Here is a 16855-nt window from a genome sequence, read left to right as displayed (position 1 = left end):
CTGATGTTATAGGGGCTCATTTTGTTTTTAGCCTAATGATTTAATGAGCATACTTTATAATTATCTTAAATTTTGCATGGTTATTCTTCTTACATCTGCTAGATAATCCTTACGAATTTCATCTGTAACATAAGGTACTGCTCCAAAGAACGTATGATCAACCTCTTTTATACCACTAAAGTTAAAGATACCTTGACCTATAGTTTGTTCCATGGATTTATGCATTCCACTGGCAGCATACATCTCATTTGAAGTTCCAGTTGTTGAGTATATAACTACTTTTTTACCTTTTAAAAGACCATTTGGAGCTCCGTCTACGTATTCATATGCAAAGCCATAGGAAAAGACTTTGTCTATATAACCTTTTAATATAGCCGGAACTGATGCCCACCACACAGGAAATACAAAGGTTATTACATCTGCCCAGTTTATCTGTTCTTGTTCTTCTTTAATATCCATTGGAGTATTACCACTTTGAAAAGCTACGAAATCTTCTGGCTTTAGCACTGGATTAAAGTTTATTTGATATAAGTCCCTAACCCTTACAGCAGCGCCTGCTTCTTCAGAAGTCTGTACTACAGTATCCAGTATTCCTTTACAGAAGCTTTTTTGATTTGGATGTGCAAAAATTATTAAATGATTCATAAAGATCCTCCTATTGTTATATTATTGATGAATCACAACGCTTCAGATAAGGATCCATCTGTTGTATTTTTTCAATGTAAAACCATGTTTATACTAGAAACAATAAAAAAGTATATGGATAGATCTTTTTGAAAAGAAAAAAGGATTGTAAGTTTATTACAAATATTTGATAATTACTATTAAGTAATATATAGTTATATTATAAGGTAAAGTTTGCATATAAATAAATTTTTCTGTTTTATATTATTGTTAGGCTATATTTTATAGTTTATGGTGTTAGATTTTTAAGAATTTAAGAATTTAAGAATTTAAGAACTTAAAAATTTAGAAACTTAAAAAGTTAAGAATTTATTGGAAAAATGCCACTTTGCATTAAGAGATGAATTAAAGTATATGTATTTTAGAGAGTGAGGAATTAAGTTATGGCTGATAATGAATTAAGAAATGTATTAGATAACCCTATCTACATAAGAAACTTAGAGAACCCAAGCTTAGAATTAAAACTAGCTGCTGTAAAGAAAAATGGGTTCGCTATACAATATATAAAAAATCCAGAACATGAAGTACAATACGAAGCCGTCAAAAACAACCCTCTTTCAATAGAATATATTGAAGATGTGCAGGAAGACGTAGCTATAATGGCTGTAAAGAGTCTTTGGAATTCGCTTAAGGTTATAAGAAAGAAGACTGACAGGATTGTGGCGGAAGCTGTTAAAGCCAAAGGCTGGGCTATACAGTTTGTAGAAAATCCTAATGTAGAATTACAACTCTCAGCTGTATCAAAGGATTATGATGCTATTAAGTATATAAAGAATCCTTCTGAAGAAGTTCAGCTTAAAGCTATAGAAAGTTACTGGGGAGCTATAAGGTTTATAGATAATCCAACCATTAATGCAAAAAGGGCTGCTGTTAAGTCCAGTGAAGAGGCTATAAACTATATTTCTAACTTTGATTATGAAGATATAAAGCTATTTATAAGAGACAATATAAAGGTAGTTAAGTATATTCATGATAGTATAGATGTTGATATGGTAGTTGAAGTGCTAATGGAGGAATTTGAGAAAGAGGATATAAGCCCGGTTTATGTAAGAGATTATCTAGAACTTGAGATTTTAGATATGAATAAAGTTAAATTTATTTGTGAATATGGAAGTAAAACTGCAAAAAAAATATTAGTTGATTATAAGCTATCTATGTAGAGAAGGTGACTGGAAATGAATTTTAGAGAAGCATTAAAAACAGTAGAGTTAGTTCTAGAGGCGGGAGATGTACCTCTTATTATAGGGGAGAGTGGAATAGGAAAAACTTCTCTTATTAAAGAGCTCTGTGAAGAAAATAAATACTATTTGGTTAATATTGATGCAAATCTTCTTAAGGAAGGTGAAATTGGTGGGCTGCCTACTGTTGAAGACAGGGATTATATCATAAATGGCAAGAAGGTTAAGAGGAGAACTACTATATATGCAACTCACTCAAAACTAGTTGAGGTTGACGATGCATTAGAGGGGGCAGCAAATATATCTGTATTATTGTTTATAGATGAACTTAATAGATGTGAACATGCAGTTCAGCAAGAACTTATGAATTTAATACTAAATAGAGAGATAAACGGCTACAAGCTTTCTGATAGGGTTAATGTTGTAGCAGCAATGAATCCTTCCAATAAATATGATGGATTTGAAGAAAGTGATTATCAAGTTGTAGATATGGATCCTGCCCAAGAAGATAGGTTCGTTTGGATTAATATGGAGTCAGATGTGAAGTCTTGGATAAAATGGGCCATGAGAAAAGGACAAGTTCACGGAGATATAATTCAATTTATATCAACTTTCCCGGAATATCTTCACACACCAGACTCTAAAGATAGCATAAAGGCTACGCCTAGAAGCTGGGAGAGAATATCTAAAGCATATAAGGTTTATCTAAATCATAAAGATATCATAGCTTTTGATGTCTTTTATAATGTAGTAAAGGGGAATGTAGGAATTAATATCGCAGGTGATTTTATTAATTTCATAAACAGTTTAAAAACTCCGCTTATTACAGCTAAGGACATATTTGAGGATGATGTGTTGTCTTTTGAAATTAAAGAGAGAATAAAAAATGAAAGCCATTCTAGGTTATATATAATAGCTAAAAATTGCTTAGAATTTTTACAAGGAATAAGTGACTCTAGGAAGAATAAGCTATCTGTCTTTTCAGAGCTTTTAAAGGTATATCCTAAAGATCTAAGACTTGGAATAATGAAGGAAATAAAAAGCGATTACTATTCCGATGGCCTTTATGAGGAGTTTTTAGATACTGATGATTTTTTAGAGGCTTTCTTTGATATATACGAATAAGTTTCTCTATGTAGGGATGTGATAATCAATGAACTTCGATATAAGGAGAAGAGAATTACTTAGAGTAGCCACTCAGTGGGAAAGTGAAAAAGATGTAACTGAAAGCTTTATAAGGAACTTCAATGAGCTTTTGGAGCAAGTAATACTAAGTATGTTGGAAAAAGAAGATAACTTTTTTGGTCAGTTTCTAATTCAGGTTAAAAGAGGAATAAGATTGGATATATTTTGGCCTATAGCTACTGAACCCACGCTTTCTGGATTCAACATGTACTTTAACCCAGTGCTATTACTTCAGTGTGAGCTAAAAGAAATACAGGCTCTATTAAAACACGAGATATATCATATAATGCTTGGCCATTATGAAAGGCAAAGAGGTTTAAGAGATAAGTATTCTAGGATTGCATTAAGCAAAGCCATGGATATTGCGGTTAACCAGTATATAGAGCATTTACCATCTTGGTGCGATAGATTATATACAGTAAATTTGGAGTATGATCTTGAGCTGAAAGAGGATATGACTATGGAGCAATATACAGAGGAATTGCAAAAGGCCATAGTTAAGAAAGGGAAGAAAGCTATAGTAAAGACTAAAGATAATATAGTTACAAGTATTGATGTAGAAAGTGCTCATGATACCTGGGAGAGTGTTAGTGTTTCTCAAGATCTTCTAAAAGAGATAAAGAAACGGACTGCCTTAAATGCTTACAAAGGAAAAGCTCCTAAGAATATAGAAAAGTATATATTATCGCTTGATGCAAAACCTGAGATACAGTGGAACGATTATCTAAAGAAACTCATACCATCTGTGCGATGTGGCTATAAGAAAACCATAACAAGAAAAGATAGAAGACAGCCAGAAAGGCTAGATTTAAGAGGTAAGCTTCCAAGTATATTGCCAAAGATTTTAGTTGCTATAGATATAAGTGCTTCTATGTCTGATGAAGAGGTAAATAATATAATGACTGAAATCCTGGCGATATCAAAGAGTAGAAGTGCCGATATAACTGTAATTGAGTGTGACAGTGATATAAGGAGAATATATGAGCTATCATCACCAAAGGATATAAAAAAGCGTTCCAATAAAAGTGGTGCTACTAGATTTTCGCCGGTATTTGAATATATGAAGAGAGAGAATATGAGAAATCATATTCTAATATATTTTACTGATGGAGTAGGAGAGGTGGAGCTTTCAGTTAAACCTATAAATAAAGATATACTTTGGGTACTTACAGGAAAAGAAGAGCTTAGTCTGAAGAAGTCTTACGGGGTAATTAAGCGACTTTCAAGGAGAGAAGCAGAAAAGTATGGATATGATTACGGGCTTCAAGCAATGAGAGAAGTTATACATGACTGGGCAAGGTGATTTTGTATACATTAATGGGAAACTTCTATGGATTATAAATTTTAATATAAAGTGATATATTAATATAATTTATCATATAGCTATATAAAGTTACATTATGTAACCTTATATAGCTAAATTAATAAAAAATTCATAATCTTCTTATTACATGGTATAGATGAAGGGTATATGATGTGATAAAATGTAGTTTATAGAGTTGATGTTGATACGTAGGGGAATAAGAGACTTTATAATATAGGGTGGTTTGTCTTAAACCTTGTAAACTCGGGGGGAGATTTATATGGGCAAGATTAAAAATTCACAATACATTAGTTTTATTGTGATGATTTTACTAATAAGTTTTATTGTAAATGTTTTCTTAAGCTTTGATAATGGGGGATATAAGGAAAGAATAGGTAAAAAATCTTCTGACGAGCTTGAAGATATAGTTCATCGAAATGAAACTATAAAGGATATCTTAACGAATTCTATTCAGAGTAAGTGTATACTGAAAACAGATCTTGTAAAAATGTCTTCTCAATATGATCAACTGTATCTTTCAATTTGGGGGTTGATGGATGATTATTCTTATTATAAAACTTCCAAAAAGCTTTTGGTTAAGGATGATGGAAATATAGATTATGATGTAACTAATGATACTGTTAGTAAAATTAAATTATATATGAATAAATTTGTTGAAAGTAATATTAGCTTAAGTGGGGATAAGATCGAACTTAAAACCAATGATTTGTTAAACTTTCAAAAGATGAATGATTTTTCAAAAGAGCTAGATAGTTATTTCAAGAATACCATAAAGAAAAATTCTAGTGATGGAACTTATGATGGTATGAAAGATAAATTAGAAGGTAAAAACTACTGGATAGATATGTTGAATAATGTTTTTAATATAAGTAACAAGTATTCGAATTTTGAATTTAAAGCGTAACATTATAATTTGTACGAGCTTCAATGTATATAGTAAGATTAAAATTTATTAAATAGTAAAAAATAAAAGGAAGAGATATCATTTATCTCTTCCTTTTACGAGGAAAATTATTTGGTAAAGAGTTATGGATTAGTGACAACCGCCACAAGTTCCACAACCGCCTTCAGATTCGATTACAGGTTTTAAAGATAAACCTCTACCATCATTTTCTTCTGTTGATAGTATTATGAAGCCGCCGAATTCGTCAACTAAATTAGGTTCAACTAGGAAAGTAATATCATTAACTTTTTCTACAATATCATTTTCATGTGATTCATCAACAGAAATATTAAACACAGGGCCACTGCATCCGAAGCCTGCAAGATTTATTCTAATACTGTAATTGTCGATTTCATTTTCATCTAGAAATCCTTTGAATTCCTCGTAAGCTGGAGTGCTTATTGTTATTTTTTCCATAAATATCACCTACTTGATAATAAATAGTATTTAAAACTTGTTTTCAGTATATACCTAATAGCCATTAATTGCAATAGGTTTACTTTATTATATTTATTGAATATGTTGGAAAAAATGATACAATATAAATATAATTATAGAATTGAGGGGACAGAATGATTCCATTTGAAGAGGGATTTTATATTGATAAACTAAAGAAATACTATGATAAATTAAATGGTTCAGGCATTAATGGGAAGATAATAAAAGAAAAATTTCTAAGCAAACTTGAAGGTTATCTTTTCTTAGAGGATGGCCTTTCTTATAGTGATGAGAATCTGAACATATTAGAACTGAGTTATAATGGAAAAGCCTATATGGAGATTTCACCTAAAGAAGTTCAGGGATCTTTTGAAGCAATAAGAAAAGTAAAAGGAAAAGTCGGTATTGTAGGTTTGGGAATGGGATATTTCCTTCAAGAAATATTAAATAAAGAAGAGGTAGAAGAAATAATTGTTTATGAAATAGATGAAGATATAATAAATTTATATGAGTCTAACTTTGGCAAGAATGAAAAGGTCACAATTATAAATGTAGATGCCTTTGAAGCCGAAAAAGAGTTTTTTGATTATTTCTTTGTAGATATTTATGGATATGAGTTATCAAAAGATGTTGTAGAACACTATATTAAATTTAATGAGTTACATAATATAGAAAACTATTTGTTTTGGGGAATGGAACATTTCTTATTGAGCTGCAGAATAGAGCAAATAGCTTGGATATATATACCAGAGGTTTGGATGGAGATGGCTAAGGATCTATTTGAACGGTTTAATGACTCTAGATATATAGGTTGTTTTAAAACTTTAGATGAAAAACTTGTTGAGAGTATATTAGATAAGTTTTCAAAAGTGCTTTAATAAACTATAAAAAAGTGTAAATGATCGAAAAATCACTAATGAAAATAACATTGGTGATTTTTTACTGTACTAGGTAGTATAAAATTTAGGTTTTGATAAAGTACTGTTGAAATTAAGTGGCCAGTCATCCGATGCTTAGATGAGCTTGCGCAAAAAAGCTCACTGAAAAAATAGTTTTAGCTACCTTTTTAAAATGCATAAAAATGAAATATTATATTTTATACACAATTATGTAATTTTTTTTAGTATTATGTTATAATTTGAAAGTATTAAAATTTTTTGTTTTATCATAGTAAAGGATGAAGTATGGGAAGTTTGAATTATTTTATTATAATTATTGTATCGTATGCTATTTTTGCCATGATATTCATGGTTTATAACATCATAGAGCCTAAGAAATATCTAGGATATATATCTTTAAGTCATATTATAGGTATTTTAACTACGGTGTCTACTTTATTTAGTGAAGTTTATGGAAATAGTTTGGCTAAAGGATTAGCTGTTTTTTTCTTTTTTTCCTGCCATTTTATTATTTATATAGCAATACTTGAGTTTTCAAAGAAACCTATAAAGAATAAATACATAACCATTATGACGATAGTTATGCTTATAGATGTATTTTTTACATATAATTGCAGTTCAGTAAGTAGCTTTATACATAAGGTGTTTTTGATGTCAATATACATATATATAGGTATACAATTCATGAAATATAGGCATATAGTCAGTAGAAGAGCTTTTGGACTAGTTGCTATAAGTCTTTCAAGTTTGCAAATCATTTATTATATAATAAATATATTCATCGATATAAGTAGGTTTAAAATAGATTTAGTAGCCTATGTACTGCAAAGTTTTATATTATCGTTGCTGCTTATAGCTATTTCTATAGAGGAATCTAAAAAGAATATGAATACGGAGCTTATGGAATTAAGAAGTCAGGTTGAGCATAAGGACATTATGTTAGAAGAAGCTTATGAGGTAGATAAGATAAAAAATGAATTCATAGTTAATATATCACATGAGCTTAGAACTCCTATAAATGTTCTATATAGTAGTTTGCAGTTAATTGAATATACTGACCTTAATGAAAATGAAGAAACTGTTAGAAATTACCTATCTAGCATGAAAGTAAACATTAGAAGGCTTATAAAGCTTGTAAATAACTTCATATATATAAGTGCAATAGATACAGGTTATATGAAGTTGAATATAAGAAGTTATGACATTGTTGAATTTATTGAGTCACTAACATTATCGACTCTGGATACAGCGCATGAAAAGAAAATACAATTAATATTTGATACGGATTTTGAAGAGAAAATGTTAGCTTTTGATAGTGAAAAAATAGAAAGAATAATGCTTAATTTATTATCTAATGCATTTAAGTATACAAAAGCTGGTGGTAATATTGAAGTAGCTTTATCACAGGAAGAAAAGTATATTGTTATAAGCGTAAAAGACGATGGAGAAGGTATTCCAGAGGATATGCAAGATAAAGTTTTTGATAGGTTTACAAGAGTTTCTAGCACCCTTGTAAGAGAAAATGAAGGTAGTGGAATAGGGCTATCTTTAGTAAAAGAGCTTGTAGAAATGCACAATGGAAAAATTGTATTGGAAAGCAAAGTTAATGAAGGAAGTACTTTTAAGGTATATTTACCAGATAATAAAGAGATGGATTTAGGTATTGACTCCATGAAGAATCTTATAGATAGTGAAAGTAAAGAGATAGAGTTCTCAGACTTATTTTAGCAATATAAAAAAACACACTGAAGAAAATAGATTCAGTGTGTTTTTTTATTATTACTTTACTACTATATTAACTAAACGACCCTTTATTACTATAACCTTAACCACAGTCTTTCCTTCGGTAGCATTTTTTATTGCTTCATCTTCTAAGGAAGCTGCTTTTATTTGATCATCATTGTAATCGCTTGGAATAACTATTTTAGATTTTATCTTACCGTTAATTTGTATAGCTATTTCAACTTCATCTTTTATAAGCGCCTTTGGATCAAATACTGGCCATGCTTCATTAAATACTGAGAAGTTGTTGCCAAGTAGTGCCCAGTTTTCTTCTACAAAGTGAGGTGCAAATGGAGCAAGTAGTTTCAAATAGTCATCTAATACAGACTTAAGGAAAGTAGCGTTTATCTCAATTTCTTGAGTATATTTAGATAAAGCATTTATAAACTCCATCATTCTAGCTATAGCTGTATTAAATTGCATTTTTTCAGTGTCATCGGATACTGCTTTTATTGAGTTGTGTCTCCAATAGTTAAGTTCTTTTTCTGCCTTATCTATAGAAGTCTTTTTGTTGGTTTCAGAGTCAATCAATTCTTTAGAGGTTTCTATGATTCTTTCTATTCTCTCAACAAATCTATGAACTGACTTTATTCCATCATCACTCCATGCTCCACCCTCTGTATAGGCAAAGCCAAACATTAGGTACATTCTAAATACATCAGCACCGTATTTAGATATATAGTCATCTGGAGAAATTGTATTTCCTTTTGATTTACTCATTTTAAGCCCATCTGTTCCAAGGATTAAGCCTTGATGGGTTAAGGATTTGAATGGTTCATCAAAATTAACATATCCCATATCTCTAAGTGCTTTTGTGATAAACCTTGCATATAGTAGATGCATACAAGCATGCTCTGGGCCGCCCACGTATTTGTCTACAGGAAGAATCTTGTTGATTGTGTCTGTGTCAAAAGGTTTTTCACTGTTTTTGTTATCTGGGTATCTTAAGTAATACCAAGAAGAACATATAAAGGTATCAAGAGTATCTGCTTCTCTCTTTGCAGAACCTCCGCAGCAAGGACAAGTAGTGTTTATAAACTCGTCACTCTTTGCCAGTGGTGATTTTCCATCTGGAGTAAATGCTACATTGTATGGAAGTTCTACTGGTAGATCTTTTTCTGGCACTGGAACAGTACCGCATTTTTCACAATATACTATTGGAATAGGAGTTCCCCAGTATCTTTGTCTTGATACTAGCCAGTCTCTAAGTCTGAAGTTTACTTTTTGTTCTCCAGTTCCGTTCTTTGCTAACTTTTCAACAACTTTAACTTTAGCTTCTTCAGTAGTTAAACCATCAAACTCTCCACTATTTACAAGAACACCGTATTCTGTATATGGAAGTTCAGCACCTTCACCATTTTTTGAGTTTATTACTCTTTCAATAGGAAGGTTATATTTAGTTGCAAAAGCATAATCTCTATCATCATGAGCAGGAACGGCCATTACTGCACCTGTACCATAGGTTGCAAGTACATAATCTCCAACCCAAATTGGAACTTCTCTGTTATTTATAGGATTTATAGCGTAAGAGCCAGTAAATACACCAGTTTTTTCTCTTGTTATTGACTGTCTTTCGATATCAGATTGCTTTTTAGCTTCTTCCTTGTAGCTTTCAACAGCAGATTTAAATTCCTCTTTAGTTAGCTCATCAACTAGTGGATTTTCAGGAGCTAAAACTACATAAGTTACTCCGTTAAGAGTATCTACTCTGGTTGTGAAAACATCAAACTTAATATCGGAATCTTTAACTTTAAAAGTAACCTCTGCTCCAGTTGATTTTCCTATCCAATGCTTTTGCATAGAAACTGTCTTTTCTGGCCAATCAAGAGTATCAAGTTTTTCTAATAATTCGTCAGCGTAATCTGTTATCTTTAGGAACCATTGAGTAAGATCCTTTTTTGTAACCTCTGTTCCACATCTTTCACAGGAACCATCAACTACTTGTTCATTTGCAAGAACTGTGTTACAAGAAGGACACCAGTTCACAGGAGCTTTTTTTCTGTAGGCTAATCCTTTTTCATATAGTTTTAAGAATAACCATTGTGACCACTTATAGTATTCAGGAGAACAGGTTACTACTTCGTTATCCCAGTTGAACATAGCGCCCATAGCTTTTAACTGTTCTTCCATAGTTTCTATATTTTTATAAGTAGAATCCTTAGGATGTATTCCAGTTTTTATAGCATAGTTCTCAGCAGGAAGACCGAAGGCATCAAATCCCATTGGTTGAAATACATTGAAGCCTTGCATTTTCTTAAATCTAGCCCAGGAGTCTACTGGTGCATAGTTAAACCAGTGACCTGCATGAAGCTGGCTTCCTGATGGATATGAGAACATTTCAAGCACATAAAGCTTTTTATCTAAATTATCCTTGTCAAATTTGTATAGTTTTGTTTCTTCCCATTTCTTTTGCCACTTTTTATCTGTGGCTGTACTGTACTTTCCCATTACTTTTCCTCCCTTAAAGCACCAAGATATCAAAGAATTCTTAGTGAAATATCATATAAATTCATAAAGAATAAATAATTGCTTAAGCAATATTCTTTAGTGAATTTTATTTGCATAGCTGTCTTTTTAAGAATAAAAAAACCCTTCGTCTATGAAAAAGAGACGAAGGGTATAGTTCGCGGTACCACTCTTATTAGAGCAATACATAGTTAAATATCTACTGCTCTCACTTAATATTATAACGGAAAAACCGTACCTGATTTTCTTCAGGTATGCTCCATGTCGAGTTCATATCTTTACATCACTGCGTCTCACCAACCCGCAGCTCTCTGAAGATGAATTTAATACTACTACTACATTTCACAGCTTTAATATATTTATTTATACGATATTATACAGTTTTGTAGCTAGTAAGTCAATAATCATAATTTATTGTATTCATATATTTTTATTAATAGCCTTTTATATACGATTGTATACAAATCACATATATTTCACATAATTGTTCGATATTAATCTGAAAATTTATATGTACAATAAATATAAGCAGGAAACAAAAAATATTAAATTATATATGCTGGTATATGTTCCGCTTTTGACTTTACCAGCATATATGATGAAATAGTTGATTGCGTTGTATTAAGTTGTTAACTTACTTAAGTTAAGAAATTGTTTTATTTTACGATATATAAAGGTGTAACATTTCAAACCGAAAGTATAAGTTTTATTATGAAGTGATACATGTACTAAGACATACTTATTCAATCTTTAGAATCAAAATATAGCTGTAGATGAATCTAAGAAGCTTTATTTTGATAGATTTAATTATTAAGAAATATGTCTATACAATATAAAACTAATTAAAAAAGTCATCGAGGAGTGTGGACAGGTTGAAAATTTTAAACAAAATGAAATTAGGTCAAAAAATGATGGTACTTACTGTTAGCTTTTTAATCTTTATTGCAATTATAGGTGTGACTTCTATAGTGAAGCTGTCAGACTTAAATTCTAAGATTATTGAGCTTAATGATGAAAGGCTTACGCCTATAATAGAATTAGAGAATTTAAAGACAGATGTGGATGCAATAAGATATGATGCTAATTCTCTTAGAGATGAAACAGATGGAAGTGTTATTACAACAACAAAGGCAAATATAGAAAAGCTTCAGACTTCTGTTAGCGAGGCTTTGGATAAATACAGCTCAGATTCTGACTTTAAGACATTAATAGCAGATTATAAAAGCTTTATTGAGGACAAAGCTGCATTTATAACAGAAAATGAAAAGCAAGCTAGTGAAAGAGTATTGGGACAGCAAGGAGCTCAAGGTGATAAGGCACAAGGACCTCCTACAGCTATGACAAACTTTGAATCAATAAGAGAGATATTAATTAAAGATTTCGATAAAGTAATAGATAAGCATGCAGCAGAAGCAAAAACTACATATGAAAGCAGCAAGGTAGTTTATCAAAATACAAAGACAGTACTAATTGTAATAATAGGGGCTTCTGCTTTAATAAGCATTATCTTATCTCTAGTTATAATAAGAGCAGTAACGGTTCCTGTAAGAAGGGTTACTTCAAAGCTTAAAGATATAAATGAAAGTAATGGTGATTTAACTCAAAGAATCAACTATGCTAGTAAAGATGAGATTGGAGACTTGAGTAAGAACTTTGATTTATTCATGGACAAGCTTCAAGGAATAATAAAAGATGTTGCGATATCAGCAGATACTATTTCAACCTCTAGTGATCAGTTAAGTGTAGCTACAACTACCTCAACTGAAAGTCTTGAGGAGATATCAAGAACAGTTATGGAAATATCGTCTTCAACTGCAGATGGTGCGGCCGCAGCAGAAGAAACAACAGCTAGTCTAATAGAAGCTGCAAGCTTCTCAGAGGCGACAGCTACTGCAAGTAAGAATACTACTAATAACAGTAGAAAAGCAAAAGAAGCAGCTGAAGATGGAGAGAATAAGGTAAACGAGATAGTGTCTTCTATAACAGAAATTGCTAAGTCTTCTAAGGAAGTCTCATCCATAATAAATGATTTAGATAACTCATCAAAGAAGATAGGAGACATAATAAAGATAATAACTTCTATATCAGAGCAGACAAATCTTCTTGCATTGAATGCAGCAATCGAAGCAGCAAGAGCTGGAGAAGCAGGAAAAGGCTTTAATGTTGTCTCTGATGAAATAAGAAAGCTAGCAGATGAAAGTAACAATGCAGCTAGAGAGATAGCAGAGCTAGTAAAGGATAACCAAGTGAAATCTGCATCCGCTGTAGAATCAGTAAGTCAAGTTGAAAGTAAGGTTGCTCTTGGAGTAGCTAAGGCTACTGAAGTAAGCGAAACAATACAAAATATAATAGATAATATACAAAGTATTGCAACTGAAATAGAGCAGATAGATAACGCCAATGAGCAACAGGCGAGAAGTACTAAAGAAATAGAAAAAGCAATAGGAAATCTAGCTTCAACTTCAAACGATATAGCTGGAAGAACAGAAAACATGAGTGCAAGTATAGAAGAACAGCTAAGTGCTATGTCCGAAATAGAAAGAACTACAGATGAATTATTCGAGATGTCTAAGAAGCTAAAAGAAATTACCTCAGGCTTTAGAGTATAGAAATTACATAGTATACATATAAAAAATTCGCTAAAGTGACTTTAGCGAATTTTTTATATGTATTTCTAAATTAAAGTTGGCAAAACACTTGTTAGGTAAATATGGTTTGTTTTCTTTTATAACTACTCGAATTCAACAATATTCTTAAGGATAAATGCAATAAAAAGATCTATGATGTCATAAATTTATATATTTTTGCATAATGTAATAAATATGATACATAAATGTAATTATTGTAGAGTGTATTCACTATTTAGTTGTGCTATAATTAATTGACATTTTAATACAAGAGGAGAAAAGTATTATGGGGAAGCATGATAAGAAAAATGTGAAGAAGGTTACCAGCAAGAAAAAGCGTATATTAGTAGTTTTAACAATTCTTATTGTTGTAATTGCGCTGATTCTAGGGGTTCCATATTATATGTTTAGTAGTCAGTTTTCTAAAGTTAAGGTAAGTACTTTACCAACGGACAATAAGGGTTTAGGAATTGATGAAAATATATATAATGAAAAAAATAAAAAGCTTCAAGAAGAGTATGTAAACATTCTACTTTTAGGAGTAGATGCAAGAGATCCTAATGAAAGTTCTCGTTCTGATTCTATGATGATAGCAACTATAGATAAAAAGCATAATAAAATAAAACTATCATCACTAATGAGAGATATGATTGTAACTACAACTGGACATGGGCCTATGGAGGGTTTAAACCAAGATAGATTAAATCATACCTATCAATATGGCGGTGCTGCTCTTACTTTAAAAACTATAAATGAAAACTTTAAAATGAATATGAAGGACTTTGTGGAAGTAGATTTCTTTGGACTTGAGAAGATTATTGATAAAATAGGTGGAGTAGAGATTAATGTTTCTTCTGCTGAAATGAGTGATTTAAACGGATATGTGGGTGAGGTTGCTAAAATTGAAAAAGTTAACCCAACTTATGTTACTAAATCAGGAATGCAGTTGTTAAACGGTAAACAAGCGGTAGGATATTCTAGAATAAGGCATGTAGGAGATATGGATTTCCAAAGAACAGAGAGACAAAGAACTGTATTAACAAAGGTATTTGAAAAGATGTCTAAGATGAATATATTGGATTTAAATAATGCAATAGGAGAAATACTTCCGGATGTAAACACAAGTTTAGATAAAGGTGATATATTAAGTTTATCTAAGGATATATTGCTAAATAAGATGAGTAAGGTAGACCAATTAAGACTACCTATAGATGGACATAATGGAACTATATATGTAAGAAATACATATTTCTTAGGCTGGGATAAAGAACCTAATCTAGAAGCATTACATAAGTTTATATACGAAGAAGACTATGATCCTAACTCTATAAAGTAAAAAATAAAGAGTAGATATAGAAAAAATCACTAATTAATCTGTAATTAGTGATTTTTTTGTGGTTTAGATTATCGAATTCTAATTAAGTGTTTAATCATCCGATGCTTGCGCTAATAGCTAGCTCATATGGCACATCCTGTATAACCAATTAATTTCAATGGTAATATCTAAATATATCACGCTTTCTGAATACGGGGGTTGAAGTAATTATATGATATTGGTGAAAATTAAATTTTATAGGTAGCAAAGCTTCAATCTATGGTAATAATCTATATATAGTAATAACTATAATTATAGTAATTAAATAAGCTAAAGCTAGGCGATGGCATATATACTGTGGAGAGTGATAGCGTGAGCGTAAAGAAAGATAGTAATTCTTATGAAAACAGGCTTAAGAGATTTTTATATAAATATTATTATGTACTTATAATGATGGTATTTGCAGTTATCATTATAAATCTATTTTATAAAATAGGTACGGAACCTATAAATGATTGGGATGAGGCACGGCATGGCATAAATGCCTACGAGATGATAAAAAATAATAATTATATAGTTAATACCTTTAACTACGAAAATGATTATTATAATTTAAAACCTCCGCTAAGCTACTGGGCAATCATAATAGGATTTAAAACTATTGGTTATAATTTGGTAGGACTTAGATTCTTTTCAGTGTTAAGTGCTTTATGTACTATATTTTTAGTAGCAGTGTTTACTTATAAAAGATTTGGTAGAATAGCATCCTTGATATCGTCAGGGGTTATGGCTACGTCTGTACAGTTTTTTAGAGCCCATTGCGCTAGGTCAGCCGATGCTGATTCTTTATATGTTCTGCTTTTTACCATAGCAGTAATTGGTTGCATATATGCATACCATAAACTTGAGTTTATTTACATATCTGGATTAACCTTTTCTTTGGCATTTTTAGATAAAAGCTGGCATTCAATTGCTATAGTAGGTGTAGTAGGATGTTATTTGCTTGCAACAAAGCTAATAATAAAGATTAATTTAAAACAATGGATTATATTTTTTTTATGCAGTTTTACACCTATATTTTTATGGGGCACTTTTAGAGTAAGGTATGATGGGTATAGATTTATTAAGGAAATGATAAATTATGATTTGCTTTCAAGAACTAGCACAGCCTTAGAAGGGCATATTGGGCCCTGGAACTATTATTTAGAACTGCTATACAGTAATTATATAATTTATATAATTACTATCTTTATTCTTATACTTATTTTGATAGCTTCTAGAGGATTTGTCTTGTGCTTAAAATCGAACTTTTCAGAGTATATTGGTATTATACTATGGATTATTGTACCGTTGCTAATGTTTTCTATAGCTAAGACAAAACTAAGTTGGTATATTGTTAGTATTTATCCACCTTTAGCTATATTGTTAGGTGCTCTTGCCGAGGAGAGTATTAGTACTTTTAAAAGAAGCATTATACCTATAATCTTAATAGTTGCTATTATTACTTGTGGTGGAATTTATGAATATAAGCTTTTGAGCATATTAAGAAATTCTTCTAGAGATGTGTTAGAAGAATATATAAGAGATGCTAAAATATCTATAAAAGATTACCAGGTATATATATACACACCTCTTCAGTATGGAGGACCGGATTGGAATCAAAGAAATATTTTAGCCTTAGAAATGTATAAAGATGGAAGAGCTGAAAATGGTGGAGTGAAAGCATTCTTAAAATCAAAAAAGAATAGCGTTATATTTCTTAATAATAATGATGAGGCTGAAAAGATAATTAAAGAAAATAAGCTTAAGATTTTGGATTCAGATAAAAATATTATTACAGCATATAGATAGAGAAGTATAACTGTTCTACATGTAAAATCTCTTGTAGAACCACTTATTTTAACCATATTCATAAATATATTCTCAATTAAATAAATTGGAAATAGAAATGGAGCTGTTTTGACAGCTCCATTTTGTGCTATTATATGTACCAATTAATATTTAAAAATGCTCT

The 16855-nt window shown here is 30.9% G+C and carries 12 protein-coding genes and 1 other annotated feature; of the genes, 9 read left to right on the top strand and 3 right to left on the bottom strand.

Features of this window, described 5'->3' with window-relative positions:
* Positions 1–60 precede the first annotated feature (60 nt).
* Positions 61–645, bottom strand: a complete 585-nt coding sequence (locus tag GXK57_RS08220; protein WP_160674228.1) for an NAD(P)H-dependent oxidoreductase — start codon at positions 643–645, stop codon at positions 61–63.
* Between the two features lie 422 nt (positions 646–1067).
* Here GXK57_RS08220 and GXK57_RS08215 point away from each other — a divergent pair, with 422 nt between their 5' ends.
* The 4 genes from GXK57_RS08215 to GXK57_RS08200 all read left to right on the top strand — a co-directional run bounded on the left by GXK57_RS08215 (position 1068) and on the right by GXK57_RS08200 (position 5275).
* On the top strand, positions 1068–1844 hold the full coding sequence (locus GXK57_RS08215; RefSeq protein WP_160674225.1) for a hypothetical protein: 777 nt from the start codon (positions 1068–1070) through the stop codon (positions 1842–1844).
* Between the two features lie 15 nt (positions 1845–1859).
* The gene (locus GXK57_RS08210; protein WP_160674222.1) at positions 1860–2987 is read left to right on the top strand and encodes an AAA family ATPase; all 1128 of its coding nucleotides are present in this window, start codon (positions 1860–1862) and stop codon (positions 2985–2987) included.
* 28 nt (positions 2988–3015) lie between these two features.
* On the top strand, positions 3016–4350 hold the full coding sequence (locus GXK57_RS08205) for a VWA-like domain-containing protein (protein WP_160674219.1): 1335 nt from the start codon (positions 3016–3018) through the stop codon (positions 4348–4350).
* A gap of 280 nt (positions 4351–4630) precedes the next feature.
* A complete protein-coding gene (locus GXK57_RS08200) occupies positions 4631–5275 on the top strand; it encodes a hypothetical protein (protein WP_160674216.1) in 645 nt (214 codons plus the stop codon).
* Positions 5276–5404: 129 nt separating this feature from the next.
* Here the strand turns inward: GXK57_RS08200 and GXK57_RS08195 are convergent, their stop codons facing one another.
* Positions 5405–5731, bottom strand: a complete 327-nt coding sequence (locus GXK57_RS08195; RefSeq protein WP_128215368.1) for a HesB-like protein — start codon at positions 5729–5731, stop codon at positions 5405–5407.
* 155 nt (positions 5732–5886) lie between these two features.
* On the opposite strand from GXK57_RS08195, the gene GXK57_RS08190 reads away from it, so the two are divergent.
* Together GXK57_RS08190 and GXK57_RS08185 are read left to right on the top strand one after the other, a co-directional pair.
* Positions 5887–6630 (top strand): hypothetical protein, encoded by a 744-nt coding sequence (locus GXK57_RS08190; protein WP_243156395.1) that lies wholly within the window; start codon positions 5887–5889, stop codon positions 6628–6630.
* A gap of 306 nt (positions 6631–6936) precedes the next feature.
* A complete protein-coding gene (locus tag GXK57_RS08185; RefSeq protein WP_160674213.1) occupies positions 6937–8379 on the top strand; it encodes a HAMP domain-containing sensor histidine kinase in 1443 nt (480 codons plus the stop codon).
* Between the two features lie 51 nt (positions 8380–8430).
* On the opposite strand, the gene leuS is transcribed toward GXK57_RS08185, so the two are convergent.
* Positions 8431–10881: a leucine--tRNA ligase gene (gene leuS, locus GXK57_RS08180; protein ID WP_160674210.1), complete on the bottom strand. Its 2451-nt coding sequence runs from the start codon at positions 10879–10881 to the stop codon at positions 8431–8433.
* 155 nt (positions 10882–11036) lie between these two features.
* Positions 11037–11254: a binding site (T-box leader), on the bottom strand.
* Positions 11255–11771: 517 nt separating this feature from the next.
* Between leuS and GXK57_RS08175 the strand changes: the two genes are divergently transcribed.
* The 3 genes from GXK57_RS08175 to GXK57_RS08165 all read left to right on the top strand — a co-directional run bounded on the left by GXK57_RS08175 (position 11772) and on the right by GXK57_RS08165 (position 16692).
* Positions 11772–13508 (top strand): methyl-accepting chemotaxis protein, encoded by a 1737-nt coding sequence (locus GXK57_RS08175; RefSeq protein WP_243156394.1) that lies wholly within the window; start codon positions 11772–11774, stop codon positions 13506–13508.
* Between the two features lie 304 nt (positions 13509–13812).
* Positions 13813–14862 carry an LCP family protein gene (locus GXK57_RS08170; RefSeq protein ID WP_160674207.1) on the top strand — a complete coding sequence of 350 codons (1050 nt, stop codon included), beginning with the start codon at positions 13813–13815 and terminating at the stop codon, positions 14860–14862.
* A 351-nt stretch (positions 14863–15213) separates the two neighbouring features.
* Positions 15214–16692, top strand: coding sequence for a glycosyltransferase family 39 protein (locus GXK57_RS08165; protein ID WP_160674204.1), 1479 nt, complete (start codon positions 15214–15216; stop codon positions 16690–16692).
* Positions 16693–16855 lie beyond the last annotated feature (163 nt).

It is taken from the genome of Clostridium sp. C8-1-8, assembly GCF_009928445.1.
Taxonomy (GTDB): Bacteria; Bacillota; Clostridia; order Clostridiales; family Clostridiaceae; genus Clostridium_AR.
Note: the sequence above shows the minus strand (reverse complement) of the source record. Positions and strands in the feature narration are given on the sequence as shown.

Excerpts from the sequence above, each read along its gene's own strand:
- GXK57_RS08220 (WP_160674228.1), bottom strand. The coding sequence starts at position 645 with ATGAATCATTTAATAATTTTTGCACATCCAAATCAAAAAAGCTTCTGT.
- GXK57_RS08215 (WP_160674225.1), top strand. The coding sequence starts at position 1,068 with ATGGCTGATAATGAATTAAGAAATGTATTAGATAACCCTATCTACATA.
- GXK57_RS08210 (WP_160674222.1), top strand. The coding sequence starts at position 1,860 with ATGAATTTTAGAGAAGCATTAAAAACAGTAGAGTTAGTTCTAGAGGCG.
- GXK57_RS08205 (WP_160674219.1), top strand. The coding sequence starts at position 3,016 with ATGAACTTCGATATAAGGAGAAGAGAATTACTTAGAGTAGCCACTCAG.
- GXK57_RS08200 (WP_160674216.1), top strand. The coding sequence starts at position 4,631 with ATGGGCAAGATTAAAAATTCACAATACATTAGTTTTATTGTGATGATT.
- GXK57_RS08195 (WP_128215368.1), bottom strand. The coding sequence starts at position 5,731 with ATGGAAAAAATAACAATAAGCACTCCAGCTTACGAGGAATTCAAAGGA.
- GXK57_RS08190 (WP_243156395.1), top strand. The coding sequence starts at position 5,887 with ATGATTCCATTTGAAGAGGGATTTTATATTGATAAACTAAAGAAATAC.
- GXK57_RS08185 (WP_160674213.1), top strand. The coding sequence starts at position 6,937 with ATGGGAAGTTTGAATTATTTTATTATAATTATTGTATCGTATGCTATT.
- leuS (WP_160674210.1), bottom strand. The coding sequence starts at position 10,881 with ATGGGAAAGTACAGTACAGCCACAGATAAAAAGTGGCAAAAGAAATGG.
- GXK57_RS08170 (WP_160674207.1), top strand. The coding sequence starts at position 13,813 with ATGGGGAAGCATGATAAGAAAAATGTGAAGAAGGTTACCAGCAAGAAA.